This is a genomic window from Roseobacter denitrificans OCh 114, assembly GCF_000014045.1.
Taxonomy (GTDB): domain Bacteria; phylum Pseudomonadota; class Alphaproteobacteria; order Rhodobacterales; family Rhodobacteraceae; genus Roseobacter; species Roseobacter denitrificans.
Genome location: NC_008209.1, coordinates 3823405 through 3849103 on the forward strand (window position 1 = coordinate 3823405; position 25699 = coordinate 3849103).

Below are 25699 nucleotides of genomic sequence, written 5' to 3' on the forward strand. Positions count from 1 at the left end.
CTGTGTCGCCAAGAGCAAGGGGGAGTGTTGCGCTCGCGTCTTTTGCGTCCTAGCCTGAGCCCAAGGGAGAGAGCCGCAATGACATCGGACCGATTGACGTTCAAAGAGATGTGCGCCGAATTCGACGTCACACCGCGCACGCTGCGCTATTACGAATACATTGAATTGCTGCAGCCGGACCGCGAGGGGCGCGCGCGGTTTTACGGGCCGCGCGAACGCGCACGGATGAAGCTGATCCTGCGTGGTCGGAAGTTCGGCTTTCAGCTCGAAGATATCCGCCAGTGGCTGTTGATCTATGAGAATGAGGGCACCGATGCACAGATGCGCAAATGGGTCGCACTTGCCGATGGTCAATTGGAGCAACTGGCAGAAGAACGCGCCCAGCTGGACGATGCAATTGCGGAATTAAAGCGGCTGCGCGATACCACGGCAGCCGCTTTGAAAAGCTAAGGGTGCTCGCCCTTACGCTCCAGAAATTGTGCCAGTCTCTCCAGATTGGCGGCAGCCATGATCAATTGAGACACGACCGATGTCGGATGTTCACCCGCAGACGCATAGGCCGTAGATTCGACCAGTTTTGCCGCCTGACGCAGTTTCGCAGGCCCCTCATCCGGCGCTTCGGGGATGTTGGCCCCGGTGACCGAGTCCGCAGTACAGAACACCATCTGAACTATTTTTCTTTCGGTTTTCATAGTTAATTCCAATCACCCTATACTAGAGCCGCCTCACTATACCGATGGAATTTCTGCGTCTGTCACGCAACTACGTTACACCACGGCACCTCGTCTGTGCCGCACCAAACCGGATCCCAAACCGCGAATGGCCGCTGTTGTTCTGTCGTTCACGTCGAGTTTTTCAAAGATGCGCCGCGTGATCGTATCCACCGTGTGGCGCGATATGCCAAGGATTTCCGCAATCACCGAATTGCTCTTTCCACGCGCGATCCATTGCAGGATCTCAACTTCACGCGGCGAGAGGCTTTCCGCAACACGCTGGCGGAATTCGGTCAACTCGCAATACCGGATATGTGCGATCTGTGCCGCGCATTGCAGTTCGAAGATTTCGTCGGCTGTCAAATCCGGATCCTGTTTTCCGAAACCAAGTCCCACATAGGCATTGCGCATATTTGGCCCGTAGACCTGCATGGCCACCCCGTCGCCCAGACCGGACTGCGCAAGGGTTTGCATGTATCGCTCCCCTTCCGGGGACAGGCGCATGAGTTTGGGCGCTTCTGACCAGCGAAAGGGGCGTGACAATATCGACGCAAGCTGTGGAATTGGATCAACCCGGAACAACTCTGACTGCAGATATTCGCACACCCAGCCTTCGGGATATCCATCCGAAACGATACCCAACGGTTTGGAGCCCGGCAGTTGCGCATCATCGCTGTGATAGCTGACCATCTTGATCTTGCGCGCATAAAAGAAATCCAACCCATTGCGCCAGAGCTCGGTAACGCTTTTGGTGTCGCGGCAGCAGGATACAAAATCATTCAACGTCCGAAATTCAGCCATTGACGCTTTTCCTTCACAAACCAGAGGTTGTTGAATCGCCGTTTTCAATACGTCATTTCAACACATAATAGAAAAAACTGCAAAGAAATGCCGTTTGGCGGGAATCTGAAGCTGTCCTGAAAGTGACGCAACGTCTTGGTTACGTAAACCTGCGATCCTATTGTAGCACCGTCTCATGTTCTTAGGTTTGGATCATTCTCAAGATAGATGATGGTAAAGATGACACAGGAAATTATGACAATCCGCCAGATGTGCGACACCTTTGATGTCACACCCCGCACATTGCGGTTTTATGAATCAAAAGAGCTTTTGTTCCCGATCCGTGAGGGGCAAAAGCGCTTGTTCACGCGCCGTGATCGCGCGCGGCTCAAACTCATTCTGCGCGGAAAGCGCTTTGGCTTCAGCCTTGAAGAGCTCCGCCAGTTGCTTGATCTTTATGATATGGGCGATCAGCAGCAGACGCAGTTGAGCCGCGCCGTCGAAGTGGCGCGCGACCGCCTCGATGAGTTGATCCAGCGCCGTGATGAATTGAATGACGCAATCGCTGATCTGACGGATCAGTTGAAATGGGGCGAGGACATGGTTGCCTCCATGCTCAAACACCAAGACGCCGCTCAGTAAACAACAGAACTAATGCCCGCAGGTTTCAGGGAGAGAGAAAATGCCAAGCTATACCGCACCGACCAAAGACATGCAGTTCGTGCTGCACGATGTGTTGAAAGTCACTGAAAAATCCATCCCCGGGTACGAAGACCTCGAGGCGGATTTCACTTCTGCCATTCTGGAAGAGGCCGGGAAACTCGCGACGAGCGTTCTCGCGCCGCTGAACACGGTGGGTGACACAGAAGGCTGCACGCTGGAAAACGGCGTCGTGCGCACGCCCACCGGCTTCAAGGCTGCGTTTGATCAGATCCGCGAAGGTGGGTGGCCGGGCCTTGATATGCCCGAGGAATACGGCGGGCAGAACATGCCCTGTGTCATCGGCACCGCCGTGGGAGAGATGTTTTCATCGTCGAACATGGCCTTCACAATGTATCACGGCCTGACCCATGGTGCTGCCTCGGCCATTCTGGCGCATGGGTCGCAGGCGCAGAAGGAAACCTACCTGCCGAACATGGTATCGTGCGAATGGACCGGCACGATGAACCTGACCGAGCCGCATTGCGGCACGGATCTGGGCCTGATGCGCACCAAGGCGGAACCGCAGGCCGATGGCAGCTACCGCATCACGGGCCAGAAGATCTTCATCTCGGCAGGTGAACATGACATGTCCAGCAACATCATTCACCTTGTGCTGGCCAAGATACCCGGCGGCCCCGAGGGCATCAAAGGCGTGTCGCTGTTCATCGTGCCCAAATTCCTCGTCAAGGAAGACGGCACCCTCGGTGAACGCAATGGCGTGTCGGTGGGCAAGATCGAAGAAAAGATGGGCATCCACGGCAACTCCACCTGCGTGATGAACTATGATGGTGCGACGGGCTACCTGCTGGGCGAAGAGCACAAGGGTATGCGCGCCATGTTCACCATGATGAACGAGGCGCGTCTGGGCGTGGGCATGCAGGGCATGAGCCAAGCCGAAGCCGCCTATCAAAACGCGCTGGAATACGCCAAGGATCGGCTGCAGGGGCGCGATGTGACCGGTGTAAAGAACCCGGACGGCCCTGCCGATCCGCTGATCGTGCATCCAGATATTCGTCGCTCGCTCATGGATCAAAAGAGCTTTGTCGAAGGCGCGCGCGCTTTCATGCTCTGGGGGGCCACAATGATCGACGCGGCACATCGATCACATGACAAGGATGCAGACGGTCTCGTTTCGCTGCTGACGCCCGTGATCAAGGGGTTCCTGACCGATCAGGGCTATGACATGACCATCAAGGCGCAGCAGGTCTATGGCGGGCACGGCTACATCGAGGAGTGGGGCATGTCCCAGTTCACCCGTGATGCGCGGATCGCCATGATCTATGAGGGAGCCAACGGCGTGCAGGCACTTGATCTCGTCGGGCGCAAGCTGGCCCAGGACGGTGGCAAGCATGTGATGGCGTTTTTTGATCTGGTAAAAACCTTCATCAAGGACAACGCGGGACAGGATGCGGAATATGATCGCGCGTTTCTGGAACCGCTGAAAGCGGCGTCAAAGGATTTGCAGGCAGCGGGCATGTATTTCATGCAGAACGGGATGAAAAACCCTAACAACGCGCTCTCGGGATCGTATGATTTCATGCATATGTTCGGCCATGTCTGCCTCGGTCTGATGTGGGCAAAAATGGGCAAGGCGGCACGGGATGCACTGGCCGCCGGCGCATCGGACACCGCGTTTTATGAAACGAAACTGGCGACCGGCCGCTACTATATGGTGCGCCAACTGCCAGCCACGGCGCTGCACCTCAGTCGCATCCAATCCGGGGCGGATACAGTCATGGCGCTGGATGCGGCGAATTTCTGAGACCGGCGGCGGGCGGGCCATGCTGGCTTCCCCGCCGGGCCTGCCCGCAAGGTCAAAACCGCGCCCATACGCATCTTTGCAACACGTCGTTTTGGCGTCGCCATATCGAAAGAGGGTATCTTGAGATGAACCAGCACACCTCCACATGGATGACGGATGAGCATCTGATGATTGCGGATATGACGGCGCAGTTCATCACCAACGAATGGTCCCCGAAATTCGAGAAATGGCGCAAGCAGGGCCAGATGGACCGCGAAACATGGGCGCAGGCAGGCGAATTAGGTTTGCTGTGTCCCTCCATCCCCGAGGAATATGGCGGCGCAGGCGGCGATTTCGGCCATGAGGCCGCGATCCTGATCGAAGCGGCACGCGCAAACCTCGCAAGTTGGGGGCATGGCATCCACTCAGGCATCGTGGCGCATTACCTGCTCGCCTACGGCACTGAGGATCAGAAAAACCGCTGGCTGCCGAAGATGGTGTCGGGCGAGATGGTCGGCGCGCTTGCCATGACTGAACCCTCCACCGGGTCGGACGTGCAAAGCATCAAGACCAAGGCGGTCAAGGACGGCAACGCCTACAAGCTGTCGGGCCAGAAAACCTTTATCACCAATGGCCAGCATGCCAATCTGATCATCGTCGCGGCAAAAACCGACCCTGCCGAAGGGTCCAAAGGCGTGTCGCTCGTGGTTGTCGAAACCGAGGGCGCCGACGGGTTCAAACGGGGGCGTAACCTTGAAAAGGTCGGGCTGCATGCCTCTGACACGTCAGAACTGTTTTTCGATGACGTGGAAATCCCGCCCGAGAACATTCTTGGCGGTGCCGAGGGGCAGGGATTTTACCAGATGATGCAGCAGTTGCCGCAGGAACGGCTGATCATCGCCTGCGGGGCGGTGGGTGCCATCGAGGGCGCTGTCGAGCGCACGATTACCTATTGCAAGGAGCGTGAAGCCTTCGGCGGGCCGCTCACACAGTTTCAGAACACAAGGTTCAAGCTGGCCGAATGCAAGACCAAGGCCGCTGTCGCGCGCGCCTTTCTGGATGACTGCATGGTCGCGCATCTGCGCGGGGAGTTGAGCGTCGAAAAGGCCGCGATGGCCAAATACTGGATCACGGACACGCAGGGCGAGGTTCTGGACGAATGTGTGCAACTGCATGGCGGATATGGTTTCATGCAGGAATATGCGATTGCCGAAATGTGGGCAGACGCGCGGGTGCAACGCATCTACGGCGGTACAAACGAAATCATGAAAGAGTTGATTGCGCGCTCCTTATGAGCAGCATGCAGCTTAGAGCGCCTTGGGAGGGGCGATGAGATATGACAATCAAACTCTATTGTTTTGGGGAAAGCGGAAACGCCTATAAGGCCGCCCTCGCTTTACAACTGTCCGGTCTGGACTGGGAAGCCGTGAAGGTGGATTTCTTTGGTGGCGAGACGCGCACGCCAGAGTTTCGCGCCTCCATCAATGAAATGGGCGAAGCGCCTGTGATGGTGGACGGAGACGTCAAACTCACGCAATCCGGTGTCATACAGGATTATGTCTCGGAAAAATCGGGCAAATTCGGCGGCGCAAATGCTTTCGAGCGGCGCGAGATCCTGCGCTGGGTGCTCTGGGACAACCACAAACTCAGTTCCGGCGCTGGCATGACCCGTTTCCTGATGAATTTCCTGCCCGAAGACAAACGCCCCGCCGAGGTGATCGCCTTTCATCAAGGGCGGCTCAAGGCGGCCTACACGGTGCTGAACGATCACCTTGAGGGGCGCGAATGGATCGTGGGGGATGGCATTACAAACGCCGATCTGTCCTGCTGCGGATATCTCTACTATCCCGAACCCTTTGGATTTGACCGCGCCGACTGGCCCCATATCGACGCATGGCTGACCCGGCTGTCACAGGTCCCGGGGTGGAAATCCCCCTATGATCTGATGCCCGGCTCGCCCGCTGATCGCACATAAACCAATCGGGACCGATGGCTGGCCCCAAAAGGAGACGACGATGACCGACGCCTATATCTATGACGCGCTGCGCACCCCGCGTGGCAAGGGCCGCAAGGACGGCAGCCTGCACGAGGTGACATCCCTGCGCCTGTCCGCGCTGACGCTGAACGCGCTGAAGGACCGCAACAACCTTGAGGGCCACGCTGTTGAGGATGTGATCTGGGGAAATGTGACACAGGTGATGGAACAGGGCGGCTGCCTTGCGCGCTCTGCCGTGTTGGCGTCCGATCTGGATGAACGCATCCCCGGTCTGGCGATTAACCGCTTTTGCGCCTCTGGCATGGAGGCGGTCAACCTCGCCGCCAATCAGGTGCGCGGTGGTGCCGGTCAGGCCTACATCGCGGGCGGGGTCGAGATGATGGGCCGTGTGGCCATGGGCAGTGACGGGGCGGCCATCGCGGTTGATCCGACGCTCGCAATGGAAAAACACTTCGTCCCCCAAGGCATCAGCGCGGATATCATCGCGACCGAATATGGCTTTAGCCGCGATGATGCGGACACGCTGGCGGTCGAATCCCAGCGTCGCGCAAAACAGGCATGGGATGAGGGGCGTTTTGACAAATCGGTCATCGAGGTGCGCGACCAGAACGGGCTGAAGATTCTGGATCACGACGAATACATGCGCCCGCAAACCGACATGCAAAGCCTTGGCGCGCTGAACCCCGCCTTTCAGGCGATGGGAGAGGTCATGCCCGGCTTCGACAAGGTCGCGCTGATGAAATACCCGCATCTTGAGCGGATCAACCATATCCACCACGCGGGCAACTCATCGGGTATCGTCGATGGGGCGGCAGCCGTTCTGATCGGCAACAAAGAGTTCGGCGAAGAGCACGGACTGAAGCCGCGCGCCCGCATCCGCGCCACGGCGAAAATCGGCACCGACCCCACGATCATGCTGACCGGTCCTGTGCCGGTGACCGAAAAAATCCTCGCCGACAGTGGGATGGACATCAAGGACATTGATCTTTTTGAGGTGAACGAGGCCTTTGCCGCCGTGGTGCTGCGGTTTTTGCAGGCGTTTGATGTCGATGATGCGAAGGTGAACGTCAACGGCGGCTCGATCGCCATGGGCCATCCGCTTGGCGCGACCGGGGCCATCATCATCGGCACGCTGCTGGATGAGTTGGAGCGCGACGACAAAGAGGTCGGTCTGGCTACGCTCTGCATCGCCTCCGGCATGGGTGCCGCGACCATCATCGAGCGCGTTTAACCGCCGAAACCCCGGAAAAAGGGAAACGAGACATGACTGATTTTACAATGGACACCGATGGACAAGGCATCGCGACGATCACATGGGATGTGAAAGACAAATCCATGAATGTGATGACCCTTGAGGCATGGGATGTACTGGACGGGCTGATCGACGCTGCACTGGGCGATGAGGCCGTGAAAGGCGTGATCATCACCTCGGGCAAGGACAGCTTTGCAGGTGGGATGGACCTCAACGTGATTGCCCGCATGAAAGAGATGGCAGGCGATGACCCGGCAAAAGGTTTGTTTGACGGGATCATGAACGCCCATCGCATCATGCGCAAAATCGAACGCGCGGGCATGGACCCCAAGACGCTGAAAGGTGGCAAGCCCATTGCAACTGTACTGCCCGGTACGGCCCTTGGCATCGGGCTTGAAATTCCGCTGTGCACGCATCGCATCTTTGCCGCACCCAATCCCAAGGCCAAGATCGGCCTGCCCGAGATCATGGTCGGTATCTTTCCCGGTGCCGGGGGCACGACCCGCCTGACGCGCAAGATGGGGGCGATGGCCGCATCGCCGTTCCTGCTGGAAGGCAAACTGGTTGACCCCGCGCGCGCCAAGGCCGCCGGGTTGATCGACGAAGTGGCCGATGATCCGATGGCCGCTGCCCGCGACTGGGTGTTGAATGCAAAGGACGCGGACCTCGTCAAACCGTGGGATGCCAAGGGTTATAAAATGCCCGGCGGTGCGCCCTATCATCCGGCGGGTTTCATGACCTTCGTCGGTGCATCTGCGATGGTGAACGGCAAGACCCAAGGGGTGTATCCGGCGGCCAAGGCGTTGTTGTCAGCTGTCTATGAGGGCGCGCTTGTGCCTTTTGACACCGCCCTCAAGGTTGAAGCGCGCTGGTTCACGAATGTGCTCATGAATCCGTCATCATCCGCGATGATCCGCTCGCTTTTCGTCAACAAGGAAGCGCTGGAGAAAGGCGCGGTGCGCCCGAATGATGTCGCAGACCAACGCGTCAAAAAGCTCGGCGTGCTGGGCGCGGGCATGATGGGGGCTGGTATCTCGCTGGTCTCCGCGCAGGCCGGGATCGAGGTTGTGCTGATTGACCAGACGCAAGAGGCCGCAGATCGTGGCAAGGCCTATACCGCCAGCTTTGCTGACAAAGGCATTGCGCGCAAAAAGACAACGCCTGAAAAGAAAGAACAACTGCTCAACCTGATCACGGCGACCACTGAGCTTGAACACCTCAAAGACTGTGATCTGATCATCGAGGCGGTGTTCGAGGACCCGAAAGTCAAGGCCGAAATGACCCGGAAGGTCGAAGCCGTGATCCCGCAGGATTGTGTCTTCGCCTCCAACACCTCTACCCTGCCAATCACCGAACTGGCCAAAGCCTCGTCGCGCCCGGATCAGTTCATCGGCATCCACTTCTTCTCGCCCGTCGAGAAAATGCTGCTGGTGGAGATTATCAAGGGCAAGGGTACGGGCGACCGGGCTGTAGCCAAGGCGCTGGATTACGTGCGCCAGATTCGCAAAACGCCCATCGTTGTGAATGACGCGCGGTTCTTTTATGCCAACCGCTGCATCATTCCCTACATCAACGAAGGCATCCGCATGGTTGCCGAGGGTGTTGAACCCGCGCTGATCGAAAACGCGGCCAAACTGGTCGGTATGCCACTTGGCCCGCTGCAACTGGTGGATGAAACCTCGATTGATCTGGGCGCCAAAATCGCGCGTGCCACCAAGGCCGCCATGGGCGATGCCTATCCCGATGCGGCGGTGGATGAGGTAATCTTCTGGATGGAAGGTGAAAACCGTCTGGGCCGCAAGACCAGTGCCGGGTTTTACGCCTATGACGAAAAGGGCAAACGTCAGGATCTTTGGGACGGTCTTGCCGTGCAATATCCTGTTTCAGATACACAGCCCGATCTGATTGACGTGCAGCACCGCCTGTTGTTTTCGCAAACGCTCGAAGCGGTGCGCGCGCTCGAAGAAGGCGTGTTGATGGACATCCGCGAAGGGGACGTCGGCGCGATTTTGGGCTGGGGCTTTGCACCATGGTCCGGCGGACCGCTCAGCTGGCTCGACATGCTGGGCGCGGCCTATGCGGCTGAGCGCTGCGATCAGCTGACGCAAAGCTTCGGGGAGCGTTTCGCCTGCCCCGATCTGCTGCGCGAGATGGCTACCAAGAACCAGAATTTTTACAGCCGGTTCGTCCAAAAGCCCAAAGCCGCCTGACGCGCGCCGCCCGTCAGAACCAGAAAGGGGGCAGATCGCCCCCTTTTTCATGCGCCATGGCAGTGTCGCCGCCACATGAAAAACCGCACTTGCCCCATCGACCCAGCCGCGAAACGGGAGCGACGAGCGCAGTTATCGCAAACATCCCAATTGTCTGACATTCCGCTTTTCAATTGGAAGAAATACCATATCTTACGCGTCGCGGCGCGCAGACGCCACGAAACCAGAGTGGGGAGTGTTTCATGGGATGGATGTCAAACGAAACGGGACTGGATAAATGTGCCGCAAACCATGTGCCGCTGACGCCCTTGTCCCATCTGAAACGCGCAGCCGTGGTTTTTGCCAACCACACCGCGATTGTCTACGGCGATGTGCGACGCAGCTACGGCGAACATGCAGCGCGCGCAACGCGGCTGGCCTCGGCATTGGCGGCAAAGGGTGTCGCACCGGGTGATGTCGTTGCAACGCTGCTGCCCAATGTGCCCGCACAGGTCGAAGCGCATTTTGGCGTGCCCGCCTGTGGGGCCGTGCTCAATACCATCAACACGCGGCTGGACGTGGATACTGTCGCCTACATCCTTGAACATGGCGAAGCCAGGATGGTACTGGTCGACTCCCAGTTTCTGGATCTCGCCGAAGCGGCCTGTGCCACGCTTGCATCCCCTCCCACGCTGATCGAGGTGCCGGACGCCGTTGCGGGTATCGAAGCGTCGGGCCGCCATCAGACCTACGAAGACCTCATCGCTGCCGGCACGACGGATTTCGACTGGATCATGCCGCAGGATGAATGGGAAAGCCTCGCGTTGAATTATACCTCCGGCACGACCGGCAGGCCGAAAGGCGTGGTCTATCACCATCGCGGGGCCTATCTGATGACCATGGGCACGGTGATCAGCTGGCGCATGACCCTGCACCCGACGTTTATGCAGATCGTTCCGCTGTTTCATTGCAACGGCTGGAACCACGCATGGATGATGCCGCTCATTGGCGGCACGCTGGTCTGTTGTCGCGATATCACCGCACCGGCGATCTTCAACGCCATCGCGGATGAAAAGGTGACGCATTTCGGCGGTGCGCCGATTGTTCTGAACATGCTGGTGAACGCCCCATCAGAAGAGCGCCGCACGATTGAACACCCGGTTGAAATCTTTACCGCCGGCGCGCCCCCTGCCCCGGCAACCCTCGCCAAGGTCGAAGCACTGGGTTTCAACGTAACACAGGTCTACGGGCTGACGGAAACCTACGGTCATGTGACCGAGTGCCTGTGGCGCAGCGAATGGGACGGGCATGAAGCGGAAGCCAAAGCGGCGATCAAATCGCGTCAGGGCGTTCCCTTTCCGATGATGGAAGACATCGTGGTGATGGATGCCGATATGACGCCTGTACCCACCGATGCCAGCACGCAGGGCGAGATCATGATCCGTGGCAATTCGGTGATGAAGGGGTATTACAAGAACCCGCAGGCCACGTCAGAAGCCTTTGCGGGTGGCTATTTCCATTCCGGCGACATCGCGGTGCAGCATGACGACAGCTACATCCAGATCGCGGATCGCGCCAAGGACATCATCATCTCAGGCGGTGAAAACATCTCTTCGGTGGAGGTCGAGGGCGTGTTGATGGCCCATGACGATGTGATGCTGGCCGCTGTGGTCGCCAAACCGGATGACAAATGGGGCGAGGTGCCCTGCGCCTTTGTGGAGCTGAAACCGGAGGCCACGGTGGATGAGGCCGGGTTGATCGCTTTCTCGCGTGAAACGCTTGCGGGGTTCAAAGCGCCCAAAAAGGTGGTGTTTCAGGAATTGCCCAAGACCTCGACCGGCAAGATACAGAAGTTCGAATTGCGCAAGCTGGCCGCAGAAATCTAGCGCCGCCCCGGCGTGTCAGGGCATAGAACCGCGACCTCGCCCATTGCCCGCTTGTGCGCGGCAATGCTAGACTGCGCCGAGGCAAATCCGAGCAGAACATCACAGCCATGACGGCCCTGAAAAAATACGCGCGACTGGAAGCGAGCGCTTTGTGGCGCGCATCGCCTGATGATCAGCGACGCGAGGTCGTGCTTTCCGTCGGTGATGCGACACTGGTGATTTCCGACTTGCGCGATCAGGCGATCACGCATTGGTCGCTGGCAGCGGTACAGCGGGCGAACCCGGGCGTGCGCCCTGCCATTTTTCACCCCGAAGGTGACACTGGCGAAACCATCGAGCTTGCCGAAGATGAAGCCGAGATGATTGACGCCATCGAAAAACTGCGCCGCGCGGTGGAACGCAGGCGCCCGCGCCCCGGACGGCTGCGCTGGCTTGGCATGGCGGTGTCTATTGCGCTGGTTGCAGCGGCGGCGGTGTTCTGGCTGCCCGGTGCCTTGGTCACGCACACGGTCTCAGTCGTGCCGGAGGTAAAACGCGCCGAGATCGGGGCGGCGCTGCTGACGCGGATCGAACGCATGACCGGTCCCGCCTGCGCCGCACCTGCCGGGGTGCGTACCGCGCAGGTGCTGCGGGCCAAATTGGGCAGCGGCCCGATCAGCATCATGCCAAGCGCCGTGGCAAGCAGCCTGCACCTGCCCGGCGGGCGCATCCTGATCGACCGTGCCCTCGTCGAGGATTACGAAGAACCCGACGTTGCCGCCGGCTTCATCCTTGCGGAAAAGACCCTGATGGCAGGATCAGACCCGCTGCGCGCCTTGCTCGAAACCATGGGCACCGCCGTGAGTTTTCAGCTGTTGACCACCGGCACGCTTGATGGCGAGACATTGGACAGCTACGCCGAATATCTGCTTACGCAGCCCCGCCGTTTCCCCCCCGATGCACCCTTGCTGCAGGCCTTTGACGAGCGCAACCTGCGCAGCACGCCCTACGCCTATGCGCGCGACATCACCGGGGAAAGCGTGCTGACCCTGATCGAGGCTGACCCGATGGCCGGACGCACCGCCCCGCCCCTGCTGAGCGATGCGGATTGGCTTCGATTGCAGAATATCTGCGGCGGATAGGCGGGGTTTACTTCGTCCCGAACATCCGGTCACCCGCGTCGCCCAGCCCCGGCACGATATAGCCCACATCATTCAGCTGCGCATCCACGGCGGCGGTCACGATGGGGACATCCGGATGGGCTTCTTTCATACGTTTGATGCCTTCGGGGGCGGCCAGCAGGCATAAAAACCGGATGTTGGTTGCCCCGGCCCGCTTCAAAAGGTCAATCGCCGCCACAGAAGAATTGCCCGTCGCGAGCATCGGGTCAACCGCGATCACGAGGCGATCCTCCAGCGCTTCGGGGACCTTGAAATAATACTGAACCGGCTGCAGTGTTTCCTCATCCCGATAAAGCCCGACAAAACCCACACGGGCCGAGGGGATCAACTCCAACACGCCATCCAACAGCCCGTTGCCTGCGCGCAGGACCGAGATCAGCGCAAGTTTCTTGCCTGCAAGCGTTGGCGCCTGCATCTGCTGCATCGGCGTTTCAATCGTCTTGGTGGTCATGGGCAGCCCCCGCGTCACCTCATAGGCCAGCAACTGGCTGATCTCGCGCAGCAACTGGCGAAAGACGGCGGTCGGCGTTTTCTGGTCCCGCATGATGGTCAGCTTGTGCTGCACCAAAGGGTGGTCGACGATTGTCACATGATCAGACATAGGTATTTTCTTTCGCGGTTTGCATCATTGCTTTGGGTCAGCCTGCGTATAAAGCATCTCGGGCACAGGCACATCAAGGTGCTGTGCGACCAGTGCGGCCACATCCCTGAACCCGATGTGGCCCAGCTGCCCCACCCCTTTCCCGGCAATCAGCACCGGCACGCGTTCGCGCGTGTGATCCGTGCCGTGCCATGTGGGGTCATTGCCATGGTCCGCCGTGATGATCAGCATATCACTTGGCAGCAATCGGGCCAGCAACCGCCCCAGACAGACATCGAACCATTCCAGCGCCGAGGCATAGCCCGACACATCGCGACGGTGCCCGTAAAGGCTGTCGAATTCGACGAAATTGGCGAATGTCAGGCTGCCTTCTTCGGCTGTGGCCAGCAGCGATTGCAGATGCAGCATCAATTCCCGGTCACTGCCTTTGAAAACCTTGTCAATGCCCTGCATGGAGAAAATATCGCCGATCTTGCCCACGGCATAGATACGACGGCCCGCGTCCTGCACCCAATTGGTCAGCACAGGGCCCGGCGGCGCAATCGCGAAATCGCGGCGGTTTCCCGTGCGTTGGAATCCGATGCCCGCCGATCCCGTAAAGGGCCGCGCGATGACACGGCCCACTTTCATGCGGTGCAAAAACGGCGCAAGATCCGCGCACAGATCGAGCAGGCGTTGCAGTCCGAAACTGTCCTCATGCGCCGCAATCTGAAAAACCGAGTCCGCGGAAGTATAGCAAATGGGCTTGCCTGTGCGCATATGCTCTTGCCCGAACTTGGCCACGATCTCGGTTCCCGGCGCGTGGCAGTTGCCGAGGATACCGTCCGTCTGGGCAAGATCACACACCCGCTGGATCACTTCGGGTGGAAAGGAGTCTGTGGTTTGCGTAAAATGATGCCACGCCCAGGGGACCGGCAGGCCCGCCAGTTCCCAATGCCCGGATGGCGTATCCTTACCGGTGGATGTTTCGGTCGCCGCGCCCCAGACCCCAGCGGGTTCGCGCCCCAACCCCGGGGCCAGCGCGCCGCTGGCCAGATGTACCGCGCGACCAAGGCCCAGCCTGTCGAGATTGGGCACTTTTAGTGGCCCCTCACGCCCGATCGACGCAAGTCCGCGCGCACAGTGCTGCGCGATATTGCCGACGGTATTGGCGCCGGTGTCGGGAATGCCGCCGTTGAAATAGGCCGCCGCATCGGGCGCGCCCCCGATGCCGACGGAATCCATGACGACCAGAAAGGCACGCGCCATCATCCAACCCTTTCATGTATCAGGTCCGGCACAGCCACTGTCGCGCTGTCCGTCAGCGAAATCGCGGCGCGCACAGCAGCTACCGCCCGGTCCGCATCATCGGGTCGGCTGGCATGCACAACCGCCAAAGGCTGACCCTTGCGCACTGCCGCACCAAGCCGCACCACCTGCGTCAGGCCCACGCGGCGGTCGATCTTGTCTGTCTCAATGCGCCGACCACCGCCGAGGTTGACCACCGCCAGCCCCAAGGCTTCACCGTCAATCGCAGCGATGCGACCTGATTGCAGGGCCGACACCTCGCGGATCACGGTCGCTTCAGGCAGGAAGCGTTGCCAGTTTTCCACGAAATGCACCGGCCCTCCCATGGCGGCAACCATCCGCCCGAACTGGGTCGCGGCGCGGCCCTCCCTGATCGCGGCCCGGATGGCATCCGCCCCGGCCTGCACGTCGTTGACAGAACCTGCATTGGCCAAGAGCACCCCGCCCAGCGCGACCGACAGTTCAACCAGCGGGCCATCAGCGGCACCTGTCAGAACGCGCATGACTTCGGCCACCTCAAGCGCATTGCCAAGGCTCGGGGCCAGCGGTTGGCTCATGTCGCTGATCAGCGCGGTGGTTTTGCACTCCGCAGCATTCGCCGTGCTGACCAGTGCCTGTGCCAGGGCGCGTGCGGCCTGGGCATCTTTCATGAATGCGCCGCTGCCGATCTTGACATCCAGCACCAGACCCTCAAGGCCCGCTGCAAGCTTCTTGGACAGGATCGACGCGGTGATCAGATCAAGACTATCAACCGTCGAGGTCACATCTCGTACTGCATAAAGCCTGCGATCCGCCGGCGCGATATCGGCGCTGGCCCCTACGATCGCGCAACCTGCCTCAGCCACGACGGCGCGAAACCGGCCCTCGTCCAGTTGGGTGACAAGACCCGGTATCGCCTCCAGCTTATCCAGTGTTCCGCCGGTATGCCCGAGGCCGCGACCGGATATCATCGGCACATAGGCCCCGCAGGCCGCCAGTGCAGGCGCAAGCACCAGAGAAATGCAATCGCCCACGCCGCCGGTGGAGTGTTTATCAAGCACAGGCCCCGGCATATCCCACCGCAACACCTTGCCGCTGTCACGCATCGCCAGCGTCAGGGCGACCCGCTCAGGATCGCGCAGGCCCCGGGCACAAATCCCCATGGCAAAGGCACCGGCCTGCGCATCACTCATCCCGTGATCCGCAAGCGCCTGTGCAACCCATTGCATATCTGTCGTGGTCAGGGCCGCACCATGGCGCAGCCGCGCAAGAACGGAACGCGCATCTGCCATGCTAAAGGCTCATATGTTCAGTGTTGAACACCCCGGGCAAAAGCGCACCCACGGTCGTTTTCTGTTCAATACCGGATGTCGTGGCCATCGTCACAGGCACATCGGCCCCGGCAAATTCCGCAAGTTTTTGCCGACAGCCGCCACAGGGGCTGACCGGCATGGGCGATCCGGCGATCACATAGGCTTCGGTGATCACCGTCTCCCCCGCTGCCACCATGGCCGCGATTGCACCCGCTTCGGCGCAGGTGCCTTCCGGGTAGGCCACGTTTTCCACGTTGCAGCCCACGTAGACCGCGCCGGATGCACCGCGCAAAGCCGCCCCGACCTTGAAATTGGAATAGGGAACATGGGCATTTTCCCGCACGGCTGTTGCTGCATCTTTCAGGGACATTCGCGCCTCATCAATTCATACCACTCAATCATAGCGTGTCTGCCCGCGCATCATATTGCAAGGGGCCGCAGGGATATTTCAGCGCGCCACGACTTTCGTGTCAAATGCACCGGGCAATGAGACTTCCAAAAGCTCCAGATCGGGCGAAGCATCGCTGAGGCGGTAGGCCATCCGCGGCGGGATCACAAACGCATCCCCTGCCGTCAGCAAAGACGCATCGCGCCCGTCGCCCTGCAATGTCACCTGCCCCTCCATCACAAAGGTGAAGAGGATATCGCTGTTGTGTTCTGTCCAGACCGCGTTGCCCTCACCGGGGCGCACCACATGCACACCGGCCACATCATTGGTATGTTCGGCAATGGTGGTGTCCCGGCTTTGAAACCCCGGAATCCGAAAGGGCGCCCATGTTGCCTGCTCGGCGCGGTGGTGCACAAACCGCTGCCCGTCAAACACACGGTCCGGGTTGGCCGGGCCGTTGGGCAGCGTCATGTCGTGGTCTATGGTCGTGACATGTTCCGCCGGGACGCCGATTTCGATCACCTCGATATTGTCGGAGGCATAAAGCACCCTGTGGCGGATTTGCGGCGGCTGGATCACGCAGTTGCCCGCATGCAAACGGAAAGGCTCGCCCTGATCCTCGTAGACCAGATCAACCCAGCCCCGATAACAAAAGATCAGCTGAAAACCGACCGTGTGATAATGCACCATATCCGGCACCGGCCCGCCGTCGGGGATGCGGATATGACTGGCGATGATCGACCCGCCGAGGCGGTCCGGGATCAGATCACGGTACTGCATGCCAGCACGCCCGATGATCCACGGGGCCTGATCCGCAAGCCTGCGCACTACGAAACGATGCACCGTTTCCGGCAGGATCAGCGGATCGTTCAGCGCTGCAATCTCGATCCTCGTGCCGTTCGGGGCCATCAGCACCGTCTGTCCATCTGCGAAACCGTGTGGATCATCCGTGAGAATGCGCAATGTCCCTGCGGGTTCGGATGCGCCCTTTTCGATACGGACGCGCAGCCCATGGCCGGAAAAAACCGCCACTGACGGGTCATCAGCGGGATAAATCATATCCATCCGCATCCGCAGCACCTTGGTGAAAAACGGGATGTCGTGACGCAATTCTTGCGTCGGCAATCGCACCTCTGCCTGAATGGTGCTCATGCCTTGCGCCCTCGCCAGCACGCGGCGATGGCCAGAATGGCACAGACGGGAATGAAGGCTTCGCCGACCTCTTCGATCAGGGCAGCCGTCGCGTCCAAATCTTGCGTAATGACGATCCCGAAATCCAACAGTTTACGCCCCAGCCCATCAATAGACTTCGTACCGACAACCAAAGCACAGGCGAGCACCGCAAACCACGGCCACAGCGCACCGTCGCGCAAGGCACGCAAACCCGCAAAGCCGCCGCGCCACGCCGTGCGCAGGATGACATAGATCACAAAGAGCGCCACGGCCCCCGCGACCAGCTTTGTCCCGAGCGGCGTGTCACCACTGTAAAGGCGCAGGGACAGGATGCCCGAGTCGGTAAACGCCTTGTCAAAATCCAACTCCCTGGCCGCGAAAAGCGCCATCAGAGCGGGCACATGAAACAGGCGCGGCCAATCAGATACCGGCGCCTTGAGAAAGAATACCACCACCGCGCAGATATACAGAACCGCAGAGGCCGTTTCCAGACCGCCACCCTCTCGCTTGAAGCTCTCACCTTGGGCAAAGAACAACAGATCTACGCCCACGAAGGCCGCAAGCAAACCGAGGCTGAGCACAGCGGCGCTGGTCAGTCCGGGCCACCTTTCTGGAGTGGCTCTCTTGCTTGCCTGATCTGTCATTCGATACCGCATCGCTTTTAGGGTCGATTTTGTTGGCACGATCATTAAGCTTGCCGAAGGTCGGTTGTAAACATCTGCTGTACTCCTGCCCTTGGGTCAAGTAATGAACCGTCGGTAGCCATTTTGCAGATAGTTTAGCGTTAAACTACCACGCCCACGGGAGGGAACCTCACATGTCAGACACACCGAACCTGCGCCAGGCCGCGTTGGATTATCATGAACACCCCAAGCCCGGAAAACTGGAAATTCGCGCAACCAAGCCGCTGGCCAACGGGCGCGATCTGGCACGGGCCTATTCGCCCGGTGTGGCCGAAGCCTGCATTGAAATCCAAAAGGACCCTGCCACCGCTGCACGCTATACCTCCCGCGCGAACCTTGTGGCGGTAGTTACCAACGGCACGGCGGTCCTGGGTCTTGGCAACATCGGCGCGCTGGCCTCAAAGCCGGTCATGGAAGGCAAAGCGGTGCTGTTCAAGAAATTTGCCAGCATCGACTGTTTTGACATCGAGGTGGACCAGTCGGACCCGGAAAAGCTGGCGGACATCGTCTGCGCGCTGGAACCCACCTTCGGCGCGATCAACCTCGAAGACATCAAGGCCCCTGATTGTTTCACCGTTGAACGGATTTGCCGCGAGCGGATGAAAATCCCGGTCTTTCATGACGATCAGCACGGGACGGCCATCGTTGTCGGTGCGGCTGCAAAGAATGCTCTTTTTGTGGCGGGCAAGCGCTTTGAAGACATCAAGATCGTCTCAACCGGTGGCGGTGCTGCGGGCATCGCCTGCTTGAACATGTTGCTGAAACTGGGGGTAAAACGCGAGAACGTCTGGCTCTGCGATATTCATGGCCTTGTGTATGAGGGCCGCGAAGTCGACATGAACCCGATCAAATCCGAGTTTGCGCAGCGCTCTGATCTGCGCACGCTCGACGACGTGATTGATGGCGCCGACCTGTTTCTGGGGCTGTCCGGGCCGGGGGTTCTGAAACCTGAAATGGTTCAGCGTATGGCGAAAAAACCCATCGTTTTTGCGCTTGCGAACCCGACACCGGAGATCCTGCCCAGTGAGGTGCGCTCCGTAGCGCCGGATGCGATCATCGCGACAGGGCGCTCCGACTTTCCAAATCAGGTCAACAATGTCCTGTGCTTTCCATTTATTTTCCGCGGCGCATTGGACGTCGGGGCCACCACGATCAACGATGAAATGCAACTGGCCTGCATTGAAGGTATCGCAGAACTCGCCCGCGCGACCACGTCGGCTGAGGCGGCGGCAGCCTATCAGGGCGAAGCGATGACATTCGGCAGCGAATATCTGATTCCGAAACCCTTTGATCCGCGCCTTGTGGCGGTCGTGTCCTCGGCGGTTGCCAAGGCCGCGATGGACACAGGCGTAGCCAGCCGCCCGATTGACGACCTTGGTGCATATCGCGAAAAACTCAAAGGGTCGGTGTTCAAATCGGCTTTGCTTATGCGCCCGGTGTTTCAGGCGGCAAGGCAGTCCCCGCGCCGCATCGTTTTTGCCGAAGGCGAAGACGAAAGGGTGCTGCGCGCCAGTCAGGCCATGCTGGAGGAAACCAACGAGCGTCCTATCCTCATCGGGCGTCCCGAGGTCATCGAAATGCGCATTGAAAAGGCGGGGCTGACGATCCAGCTTGGTCGCGACGTCGATCTGGTGAACCCGGAAAATGACCCGCGTTATCGCGACTACTGGGAAAGCTATCACGAATTGCGCGCGCAGCGGTGTAACACCAGACCTTGCGCGGGCCATCATGCGCACCAACACGACGGCCATCGGTGCGGTTATGGTCCACCGGGAAGAGGCCGACAGCATGATATGCGGTACTTTTGGCGAATTCAGCTGGCATCTCAATTACATCACCCAGATTCTGGGCAGAAAGAACCTACACCCCGTCGGCGCGCTTTCGATGATGATCCTCGAAGACGGGCCGCTGTTCATCGCGGACACGCAGGTGCACCTTCATCCCACCCACGAAGAAATCGCCGAAATCGCCATCGGGGCTGCACGCCATGTGCGTCGTTTCGGCGTTGAGCCAAAGATTGCCTTTTGCTCGCAATCACAGTTCGGCAACAAGGGCGAAGGCACCGGCGGGCGGCTGCGCGGTGCCATTGCGTTGCTCGACCGCGGCAACCATGACTTCTGCTATGAGGGCGAGATGAACATCGACACAGCGCTCGACGCAGAGCTGCGCGCGCGCATCCTGCCCGGCAATCGCATGGAGGGGGCCGCGAATGTGCTGATCTTTGCCCATGCCGATGCTGCCTCGGGCGTGCGCAACATCCTGAAAATGAAAGGCGGCGGGCTTGAGGTCGGGCCGATCTTGATGGGCATGGGCAACAAGGCGCATATCGTATCGCCCTCGATTACGGCACGCGGGCTGCTGAACGTCTCCGCCATCGCGGGCACGCCGGTCGCTCAATATGGATGACCTTTGATCAATTCCACGTAATGAGCGGTGAAATAGCCTTTCCAAGTTTAACCCATGTCCCACGTATTGATCAGCGACGAAAGGAAGATGCGTGAAAAGGAAAATTCTCATGACGGCAGTCGGCGTGATGCTGAGCGCCTGCACGACTGTCATAGACGAACGCATAACAACTGGCGTTTATCAGGGCGAGGAATACGAAATCCGTACGCGCACCCTGCAAGGGCGCGATGGCCCGTTCGAGCACTCGAGCGCCGTTTTCAAAGGGGCCACTCTGGTTTGCCGTATTGACAGTCCCGGTGACTGTGAAAAAGCTGCACAACACCTCATAAATGGTTATGATGATCGCGGCTTTAACCGCTGACAACGGCTTGGAGCGACAAATGAAACCGTACGTGTGACACGTCACCGCGCGCAGCAATACAAGGAGAGACGTATCATGCAAACATGGAAGTGGGTGTTGGTTGCTGTAGTGGTTCTGGGAGGCTGCGCCGAGGTTATCGAGGAAAGCTACGGTAGCATTGTAGTGGACGGGCAGACCTATGAAGTGCGTAATCGTGTGATGGACGGCCGCAACGGAACCTATACGCACACGAGCGTCATTGTCCGAAATGCGCCGCAAACCTGCCTGCCAGATAGTCCGGGCGATTGCCGTGCCGCTGTAAAGAATGCGCTGAGCAACAACGGCCGTCGCTAACCTTTCAAAGCAAGACAGATACATGTTCCGCCAAGGCTTGCCCTCGCTTTAACGTGGGCGTAACCATAAGCAATTGCCAAGCTTAGGGGTGCCAGAAATGACATATAAAGACGTTTACCGGGCAAGTCTGGAAGATCCGGAACGCTTTTGGATGCAGGCAGCGGAAGCGATAGACTGGGACCGCAAACCCTCCAAAGCGCTGTTTGACCGCGGCGAACATATCTATGAGTGGTACGCGGACGGGCTCGTCAACGGCTGTTACAACGCGGTTGACCGTCACGTGACCGCCGGGCGCGGTGGGCAGGCGGCGATCATATACGACAGCCCCGTTACAGGGACGAAATCTACGCTCAGCTATGCCGATCTGCAAACCAAGGTGGCGTCCTTGGCCGGTGCGATGGTTGCCCAAGGTGTTGGCAAGGGCGACCGGGTCATCATCTACATGCCGATGATCCCCGAAGCGCTGGAGGCGATGCTGGCCTGTGCGCGCATCGGTGCGGTGCATTCTGTCGTCTTTGGCGGCTTTGCCGCGAACGAGTTGGCCGTGCGCATTGATGATTGCCAGCCCAAGGCGATACTGGCTGCCTCTTGCGGGTTGGAACCGGGGCGCGTGGTCCATTACAAACCGCTGCTGGATGGGGCCATCGAACTGGCCGACCATAAACCTGACTTTTGCCTGATCCTGCAACGGGAACAGGAAATGGCCGAGTTGACCCCCGGTCGTGATCTTGACTGGCACGACGCCCAAAACGGTGTGCCGCCCGCCGACTGTGTCCCGGTCGAGGGCAACCACCCGGCTTATATCCTCTATACGTCCGGCACGACGGGCGCGCCCAAAGGTGTGGTCAGACCGACCGGCGGTCATCTGGTCGCGCTGAATTGGACGATGAAAAACATCTATGACGTGGACCCCGGGGATGTCTTCTGGGCGGCCTCGGATGTGGGTTGGGTCGTGGGCCACAGCTACATTTGCTACGGGCCTCTGATCCATGGCAATACAACCGTGGTGTTCGAAGGCAAACCCGTGGGCACGCCGGACGCAGGCACCTTCTGGCGTGTGATCTCTGAACATAACGTGCGCAGCTTTTTCACCGCCCCGACAGCGATCCGCGCGGTAAAACGCGAAGACCCCAAGGGGCTGGAGCGGGAAAAATATGACCTATCTTGCCTGCGGTCCCTCTATCTGGCGGGCGAGCGGGCTGACCCTGATACGATCCAATGGGCGCAGGATATCCTGAACGTCCCCGTCTATGACCATTGGTGGCAGACCGAAACGGGTTGGACGATCGCGGGCAATCCAGCGGGTCTTGAGGCGCTGCCGGTCAAGATCGGCTCCCCCACGGTCGCGATGCCGGGATATGACGTGCAAATCCTTGACGAAGCAGGCCATCCGCAAAAGCCCGGTGAGTTGGGGGCCATCGCGATCAAACTGCCGCTGCCACCCGGCACATTACCCACCCTGTGGAACGCTGCGGATCGCTACAAGAAAAGCTACCTCAACGCTTTTCCCGGATATTATGAAACCGGCGATGCGGGCATGATCGACGAGGACGGATATCTCTATATCATGGCGCGCACCGATGATGTGATCAACGTCGCAGGCCACCGCCTGTCCACGGGTGCCATGGAAGAGGTGCTCGCCAGCCACCCCGATGTGGCGGAATGCGCGGTCGTCGGTGTGAGTGACCAGCTAAAAGGGCAATCTCCCCTTGGTCTTGTCTGCCTGACCAAAGGCGTCAACCGACCCCACGGCGAAATTACCTCCGAATGCGTCAAGCTGATCCGGGACAAGATTGGCCCCGTCGCGGCGTTCAAGAATGCGCTGGTTGTGGATCGCCTGCCCAAGACCCGGTCGGGCAAAATCCTGCGGGCAACCGTTGTCAAGATTGCGGACAATCAGGAGTTCAAACTGCCCGCCACCATAGATGACCCGGCCATTCTGGACGAAATCAGAGACGCCCTGCAAACGATCGGATACGCCAAGGGCTGATAGCTTTTGCCGGGTTGAACGAAAAAAGCAGCCCCGAATGGGACTGCTTTGACTTATCGCGTTTGACGAAATACCTGAGGCATCGCGTACTACTCAAGGCACAGAAATCTGTCATTTCAGGCAGCTTGATACACCTCAGGATTTCGCTTTCCGCTTATGGCGCCAAAGGATCAGGCGGCATCTTTCAGGTTGGCAAAGAACTTGTCGACCTGCGTTTCCGCATCCGATTTCGCCATGCCATAGCGTTCCTGGATCAAACCCACGAAGCGTTCCCGCTCACCGGCGGCTTGCTGGATCTCGTCATCCGTCAGATCCCCCCACTGCGATTTGATCTCGCCAGTCATCTTCGACCAGTTGCCTTTGATTACGTCCCAATTCATGGTGTCTCTCCTTCGTCTGTAACAGTCTCAGTTGAGTAAAACGCATGCGCATCATGCGTCCTTCACTGCATCAACGTACCAATCCGCCATTGGTTCCATCCCGGACAGATTTTTAGGCGTCATACGAAAATTCTGAACCACGCACCGCGGCCTGAAATCAATAATTTCAACGCGCTACGTGATACATAGTGTTTCAGATATTTCGTCAGACGTTTTAGTCGTCCGTTTTCGAGGCGCGTTCACCGTCCTGCGGTGTCAGATCGTAGGGTGCTGCCACTTTCCAGACGTGATCAGGGATCATGTTCTTCATCTTTGCCGGTTCTTCGCGGCGCAGATGCAGGATTGTTTCGGCCGCTTTCATCTCGATCCGCGTGCGCGCAAATTCAAGGCCGCGTGGGCCGATGCGCGGTTGCAGCCAACTGACAATTGGGCGCAGCCAATCGGGCATACGGCGCAAGGGCAACCCGCCCGCTGCGCGCGCCGTGTTGGCAATGAACCCTTTCACGGCATTGGCCCGCTTGCCCGCAGAACCGGGGGTCTGCAACTGGATACGATCGCCCAGTCCTGCCAGCATTTCGGCCCCGCGCGCGTTGCGCACGAGCAGCCATTGACCCCCCTCACCGCCCATATAACCCACCGTGATGTCCGCCAGACTGTTGGTGTAATCAACGCAGGTGCGGCAGGTCAGCGGAAAGAAGTCACGTGGCAAATCAGAAATCGGCAGCGACAAAAAGGGGATGAGCCGCTGACGTCCATCCGTAAACCGCAACTCCACCTGATAATCCGCGCGGAACTCAAGATAGGTGATCGTTTCAGGGGCCTCATCCAGCAGCGCCAGAAACCTGTGGAAGTTTTCGGTCGTAGTATTGTCAGAACAGGGCGTGCCAATGACATAGAGACGCTCCAACCCCAGATCCGCCTCCAGCGCGCGCAGGGCGTAAATCTGGCAGGGGATGCCAATCACAGCGAGCCGGTTGAACCCCTGTGCCTGTGCCTCTTCGAGCAAAGCCAGCAGCGGCGCATATCCCATACGCATGCCGCGCGCGCGCGCCATATCGCTGGCCTCGGTAATCAACGCAGGTTTGGGCCGCCAGCGGTCGGCATCATCCGGCACCATCGTCAGCACCGCATCGACACGACCCCGCGTCAGCAAATCCGCGGCCAGCGCGGTCGTGATACCCGTCCATTGCGCACCCTCCGCAGGGGCCACCATGCGCGCGCGGTGCATTGCCTTGAACGGGCCGAAAAAGGTTTCATCGCCTGTGCCGCGCGCGCGCCCATGCACGGCCTTTTCCAGTGCGGGATAATCCGGCGCAATAAACTGGCAGGCCTTACCGCAGGCGCGCGGGTCCTTCAGGCGCGAAACACCGCAATCCGTACACAGCCCACGCGGGGCGGGGTCGCGAAACTCAGGCGTCAGCATCAGGTAAACTGCTCATTGATCAGGCGCTCCTCAAGACCGTGGCCCGGATCAAACAGAATGCGATGTGCCACCGATGGCTCGGAGCGGATTTCGACCGAGGTCACATCCATCACCGATTGCGCATCCGCTTCGGCCATCACCGGGCGCTTGTCATGCTCCAGCACATCAAAGCGCACCGTTGCATCCTGCGGCAGCAGGGCCCCCCGCCAGCGGCGCGGGCGAAAGGCGCTCATCGCAGTCAGCGCCAGCACCGCCGACCCGATGGGCAAAATCGGCCCGTGCGCCGAGTAGTTATAGGCGGTGGAACCTGCGGGCGTGCTCAACAAGGCGCCATCGCAGACCAGTTCGGCCATGCGCAAACGGCCATCAATCGTCACCCGCAACTTGGCCGCCTGCGGGCCGGTCCGCAGCAGGGAAACCTCGTTGATCGCCAGCGCCTTGGTGGTCGATCCATCCGCGCAGGTCGCGGTCATGACCAGCGGGTTGATGACCTCTTCTTCGGCGGCGGCCAGACGCGCGGGCAAATCGCTTTCAGCATAGGCATTCATCAAAAAGCCGATGGTGCCCCGGTTCATGCCGTAGACCGGCGCGGGGTGATCCTGCGTCGCATGCAAGGTTTGCAACATGAAACCATCACCCCCCAATGCGACAATGACATCCGCCTCTTGAACATCGACATTGCCATAGCGGGTCACAAGCGCTGCACGGGCCGTCTGCGCAACATCCGCACGGCTGGCAGTAAAGGCGATCTTGCTGGTCATGGCAGGTTTCCGATCGGGGTCTTTGGACCTCAAAACAACCACATCTCTGTTCGCTTGACCAGCATGGCCGCTTGAATTTATGCGCTGCGTGATTGCAAGGCGCAGGCAGGATCACTAGACACGACGCATATTTCTGCTCGAGCGTCGCTTTACCGGCTTTGCCCGCGCTCTAGTTTCCGATACGAAACCGATCGAAACCTCA

23 protein-coding genes and 1 pseudogene are annotated in these 25699 nt (G+C 59.4%); 13 read left to right on the forward strand and 11 right to left on the reverse strand.

Annotation, left to right across the window (positions count from 1 at the left end; translation table 11 throughout):
• Positions 1–78: 78 nt before the first annotated feature.
• A complete protein-coding gene (locus RD1_RS18145; protein ID WP_011570030.1) occupies positions 79–450 on the forward strand; it encodes a MerR family transcriptional regulator in 372 nt (123 codons plus the stop codon).
• Here the strand turns inward: RD1_RS18145 and RD1_RS18150 are convergent.
• Positions 447–692, reverse strand: a complete 246-nt coding sequence (locus RD1_RS18150; protein WP_011570031.1) for a hypothetical protein — start codon at positions 690–692, stop codon at positions 447–449. The genes RD1_RS18145 and RD1_RS18150 overlap by 4 nt on opposite strands.
• Before the next feature lie 75 nt (positions 693–767).
• Positions 768–1514, reverse strand: a complete 747-nt coding sequence (locus RD1_RS18155; RefSeq protein ID WP_011570032.1) for a LuxR family transcriptional regulator — start codon at positions 1512–1514, stop codon at positions 768–770.
• Positions 1515–1733: 219 nt separating this feature from the next.
• On the opposite strand from RD1_RS18155, the gene RD1_RS18160 reads away from it, so the two are divergent.
• The 8 genes from RD1_RS18160 (at position 1734) to RD1_RS18195 (ending at position 12380) form a co-directional block, all read left to right on the forward strand.
• The gene (locus RD1_RS18160) at positions 1734–2135 is read left to right on the forward strand and encodes a MerR family transcriptional regulator (protein WP_044033531.1); all 402 of its coding nucleotides are present in this window, start codon (positions 1734–1736) and stop codon (positions 2133–2135) included.
• Between the two features lie 40 nt (positions 2136–2175).
• Positions 2176–3957 (forward strand): acyl-CoA dehydrogenase C-terminal domain-containing protein, encoded by a 1782-nt coding sequence (locus tag RD1_RS18165; RefSeq protein WP_011570034.1) that lies wholly within the window; start codon positions 2176–2178, stop codon positions 3955–3957.
• Between the two features lie 125 nt (positions 3958–4082).
• Complete coding sequence (locus RD1_RS18170) at positions 4083–5231, forward strand: acyl-CoA dehydrogenase family protein (protein ID WP_011570035.1); 1149 nt, start codon at positions 4083–4085, stop codon at positions 5229–5231.
• A 41-nt stretch (positions 5232–5272) separates the two neighbouring features.
• Complete coding sequence (locus tag RD1_RS18175) at positions 5273–5911, forward strand: glutathione S-transferase family protein (RefSeq protein ID WP_011570036.1); 639 nt, start codon at positions 5273–5275, stop codon at positions 5909–5911.
• A gap of 40 nt (positions 5912–5951) precedes the next feature.
• Positions 5952–7163: an acetyl-CoA C-acetyltransferase gene (locus RD1_RS18180; RefSeq protein WP_011570037.1), complete on the forward strand. Its 1212-nt coding sequence runs from the start codon at positions 5952–5954 to the stop codon at positions 7161–7163.
• A 32-nt stretch (positions 7164–7195) separates the two neighbouring features.
• Complete coding sequence (locus tag RD1_RS18185) at positions 7196–9394, forward strand: 3-hydroxyacyl-CoA dehydrogenase NAD-binding domain-containing protein (RefSeq protein ID WP_011570038.1); 2199 nt, start codon at positions 7196–7198, stop codon at positions 9392–9394.
• A gap of 242 nt (positions 9395–9636) precedes the next feature.
• On the forward strand, positions 9637–11259 hold the full coding sequence (locus RD1_RS18190; protein WP_011570039.1) for an AMP-binding protein: 1623 nt from the start codon (positions 9637–9639) through the stop codon (positions 11257–11259).
• 107 nt (positions 11260–11366) lie between these two features.
• Entirely contained in the window at positions 11367–12380 is a 1014-nt protein-coding gene (locus RD1_RS18195) for a hypothetical protein (RefSeq protein ID WP_044033253.1), read from the forward strand.
• 7 nt (positions 12381–12387) lie between these two features.
• Here the strand turns inward: RD1_RS18195 and upp are convergent, their stop codons facing one another.
• The 6 genes from upp to RD1_RS18225 all read right to left on the reverse strand — a co-directional run bounded on the left by upp (position 12388) and on the right by RD1_RS18225 (position 17804).
• Entirely contained in the window at positions 12388–13020 is a 633-nt protein-coding gene (gene upp / locus RD1_RS18200) for a uracil phosphoribosyltransferase (protein ID WP_011570041.1), read from the reverse strand.
• A 24-nt stretch (positions 13021–13044) separates the two neighbouring features.
• Positions 13045–14268: a phosphopentomutase gene (locus RD1_RS18205; RefSeq protein ID WP_011570042.1), complete on the reverse strand. Its 1224-nt coding sequence runs from the start codon at positions 14266–14268 to the stop codon at positions 13045–13047.
• On the reverse strand, positions 14268–15578 hold the full coding sequence (locus RD1_RS18210; protein WP_011570043.1) for a thymidine phosphorylase: 1311 nt from the start codon (positions 15576–15578) through the stop codon (positions 14268–14270). The genes RD1_RS18205 and RD1_RS18210 overlap by 1 nt, the downstream gene beginning before the upstream one ends.
• Before the next feature lies 1 nt (position 15579).
• Positions 15580–15969, reverse strand: a complete 390-nt coding sequence (locus RD1_RS18215; RefSeq protein ID WP_011570044.1) for a cytidine deaminase — start codon at positions 15967–15969, stop codon at positions 15580–15582.
• Positions 15970–16047: 78 nt separating this feature from the next.
• On the reverse strand, positions 16048–17139 hold the full coding sequence (locus RD1_RS18220) for a cupin domain-containing protein (RefSeq protein WP_011570045.1): 1092 nt from the start codon (positions 17137–17139) through the stop codon (positions 16048–16050).
• A complete protein-coding gene (locus tag RD1_RS18225; RefSeq protein WP_245897319.1) occupies positions 17136–17804 on the reverse strand; it encodes a hypothetical protein in 669 nt (222 codons plus the stop codon). Before RD1_RS18225 ends, RD1_RS18220 begins: the two co-directional genes overlap by 4 nt.
• 173 nt (positions 17805–17977) lie before the next feature.
• Here RD1_RS18225 and RD1_RS18230 point away from each other — a divergent pair.
• The 4 genes and pseudogenes from RD1_RS18230 to RD1_RS18240 all read left to right on the forward strand — a co-directional run bounded on the left by RD1_RS18230 (position 17978) and on the right by RD1_RS18240 (position 22933).
• Positions 17978–20249 (forward strand): annotated as a pseudogene (locus RD1_RS18230) (NADP-dependent malic enzyme).
• A gap of 109 nt (positions 20250–20358) precedes the next feature.
• Positions 20359–20610: a hypothetical protein gene (locus tag RD1_RS21015; RefSeq protein WP_105880282.1), complete on the forward strand. Its 252-nt coding sequence runs from the start codon at positions 20359–20361 to the stop codon at positions 20608–20610.
• Positions 20611–20685: 75 nt separating this feature from the next.
• On the forward strand, positions 20686–20943 hold the full coding sequence (locus tag RD1_RS21020) for a hypothetical protein (protein WP_143090270.1): 258 nt from the start codon (positions 20686–20688) through the stop codon (positions 20941–20943).
• Positions 20944–21040: 97 nt separating this feature from the next.
• A complete protein-coding gene (locus RD1_RS18240; RefSeq protein WP_011570048.1) occupies positions 21041–22933 on the forward strand; it encodes a propionyl-CoA synthetase in 1893 nt (630 codons plus the stop codon).
• Between the two features lie 170 nt (positions 22934–23103).
• On the opposite strand, the gene RD1_RS18245 is transcribed toward RD1_RS18240, so the two are convergent.
• From RD1_RS18245 to RD1_RS18255, 3 genes are all read right to left on the reverse strand, one after another.
• Positions 23104–23313 (reverse strand): CsbD family protein, encoded by a 210-nt coding sequence (locus RD1_RS18245; RefSeq protein ID WP_011570049.1) that lies wholly within the window; start codon positions 23311–23313, stop codon positions 23104–23106.
• 214 nt (positions 23314–23527) lie between these two features.
• Positions 23528–24736, reverse strand: coding sequence for a Coenzyme F420 hydrogenase/dehydrogenase, beta subunit C-terminal domain (locus RD1_RS18250; RefSeq protein WP_011570050.1), 1209 nt, complete (start codon positions 24734–24736; stop codon positions 23528–23530).
• Positions 24736–25497: an NAD kinase gene (locus RD1_RS18255; protein WP_011570051.1), complete on the reverse strand. Its 762-nt coding sequence runs from the start codon at positions 25495–25497 to the stop codon at positions 24736–24738. The genes RD1_RS18250 and RD1_RS18255 overlap by 1 nt, the downstream gene beginning before the upstream one ends.
• Between the last annotated feature and the right edge of the window lie 202 nt (positions 25498–25699).

What these genes read in the sequence shown, in the direction of transcription:
- RD1_RS18145 (WP_011570030.1), top strand. Translation starts at nt 79, where the DNA reads ATGACATCGGACCGATTGACGTTCAAAGAGATGTGCGCCGAATTCGAC.
- RD1_RS18150 (WP_011570031.1), bottom strand. Translation starts at nt 692, where the DNA reads ATGAAAACCGAAAGAAAAATAGTTCAGATGGTGTTCTGTACTGCGGAC.
- RD1_RS18155 (WP_011570032.1), bottom strand. Translation starts at nt 1,514, where the DNA reads ATGGCTGAATTTCGGACGTTGAATGATTTTGTATCCTGCTGCCGCGAC.
- RD1_RS18160 (WP_044033531.1), top strand. Translation starts at nt 1,734, where the DNA reads ATGACACAGGAAATTATGACAATCCGCCAGATGTGCGACACCTTTGAT.
- RD1_RS18165 (WP_011570034.1), top strand. Translation starts at nt 2,176, where the DNA reads ATGCCAAGCTATACCGCACCGACCAAAGACATGCAGTTCGTGCTGCAC.
- RD1_RS18170 (WP_011570035.1), top strand. Translation starts at nt 4,083, where the DNA reads ATGAACCAGCACACCTCCACATGGATGACGGATGAGCATCTGATGATT.
- RD1_RS18175 (WP_011570036.1), top strand. Translation starts at nt 5,273, where the DNA reads ATGACAATCAAACTCTATTGTTTTGGGGAAAGCGGAAACGCCTATAAG.
- RD1_RS18180 (WP_011570037.1), top strand. Translation starts at nt 5,952, where the DNA reads ATGACCGACGCCTATATCTATGACGCGCTGCGCACCCCGCGTGGCAAG.
- RD1_RS18185 (WP_011570038.1), top strand. Translation starts at nt 7,196, where the DNA reads ATGACTGATTTTACAATGGACACCGATGGACAAGGCATCGCGACGATC.
- RD1_RS18190 (WP_011570039.1), top strand. Translation starts at nt 9,637, where the DNA reads ATGGGATGGATGTCAAACGAAACGGGACTGGATAAATGTGCCGCAAAC.
- RD1_RS18195 (WP_044033253.1), top strand. Translation starts at nt 11,367, where the DNA reads ATGACGGCCCTGAAAAAATACGCGCGACTGGAAGCGAGCGCTTTGTGG.
- upp (WP_011570041.1), bottom strand. Translation starts at nt 13,020, where the DNA reads ATGTCTGATCATGTGACAATCGTCGACCACCCTTTGGTGCAGCACAAG.
- RD1_RS18205 (WP_011570042.1), bottom strand. Translation starts at nt 14,268, where the DNA reads ATGGCGCGTGCCTTTCTGGTCGTCATGGATTCCGTCGGCATCGGGGGC.
- RD1_RS18210 (WP_011570043.1), bottom strand. Translation starts at nt 15,578, where the DNA reads ATGGCAGATGCGCGTTCCGTTCTTGCGCGGCTGCGCCATGGTGCGGCC.
- RD1_RS18215 (WP_011570044.1), bottom strand. Translation starts at nt 15,969, where the DNA reads ATGTCCCTGAAAGATGCAGCAACAGCCGTGCGGGAAAATGCCCATGTT.
- RD1_RS18220 (WP_011570045.1), bottom strand. Translation starts at nt 17,139, where the DNA reads ATGAGCACCATTCAGGCAGAGGTGCGATTGCCGACGCAAGAATTGCGT.
- RD1_RS18225 (WP_245897319.1), bottom strand. Translation starts at nt 17,804, where the DNA reads ATGACAGATCAGGCAAGCAAGAGAGCCACTCCAGAAAGGTGGCCCGGA.
- RD1_RS21015 (WP_105880282.1), top strand. Translation starts at nt 20,359, where the DNA reads ATGACGGCAGTCGGCGTGATGCTGAGCGCCTGCACGACTGTCATAGAC.
- RD1_RS21020 (WP_143090270.1), top strand. Translation starts at nt 20,686, where the DNA reads ATGCAAACATGGAAGTGGGTGTTGGTTGCTGTAGTGGTTCTGGGAGGC.
- RD1_RS18240 (WP_011570048.1), top strand. Translation starts at nt 21,041, where the DNA reads ATGACATATAAAGACGTTTACCGGGCAAGTCTGGAAGATCCGGAACGC.
- RD1_RS18245 (WP_011570049.1), bottom strand. Translation starts at nt 23,313, where the DNA reads ATGAATTGGGACGTAATCAAAGGCAACTGGTCGAAGATGACTGGCGAG.
- RD1_RS18250 (WP_011570050.1), bottom strand. Translation starts at nt 24,736, where the DNA reads ATGCTGACGCCTGAGTTTCGCGACCCCGCCCCGCGTGGGCTGTGTACG.
- RD1_RS18255 (WP_011570051.1), bottom strand. Translation starts at nt 25,497, where the DNA reads ATGACCAGCAAGATCGCCTTTACTGCCAGCCGTGCGGATGTTGCGCAG.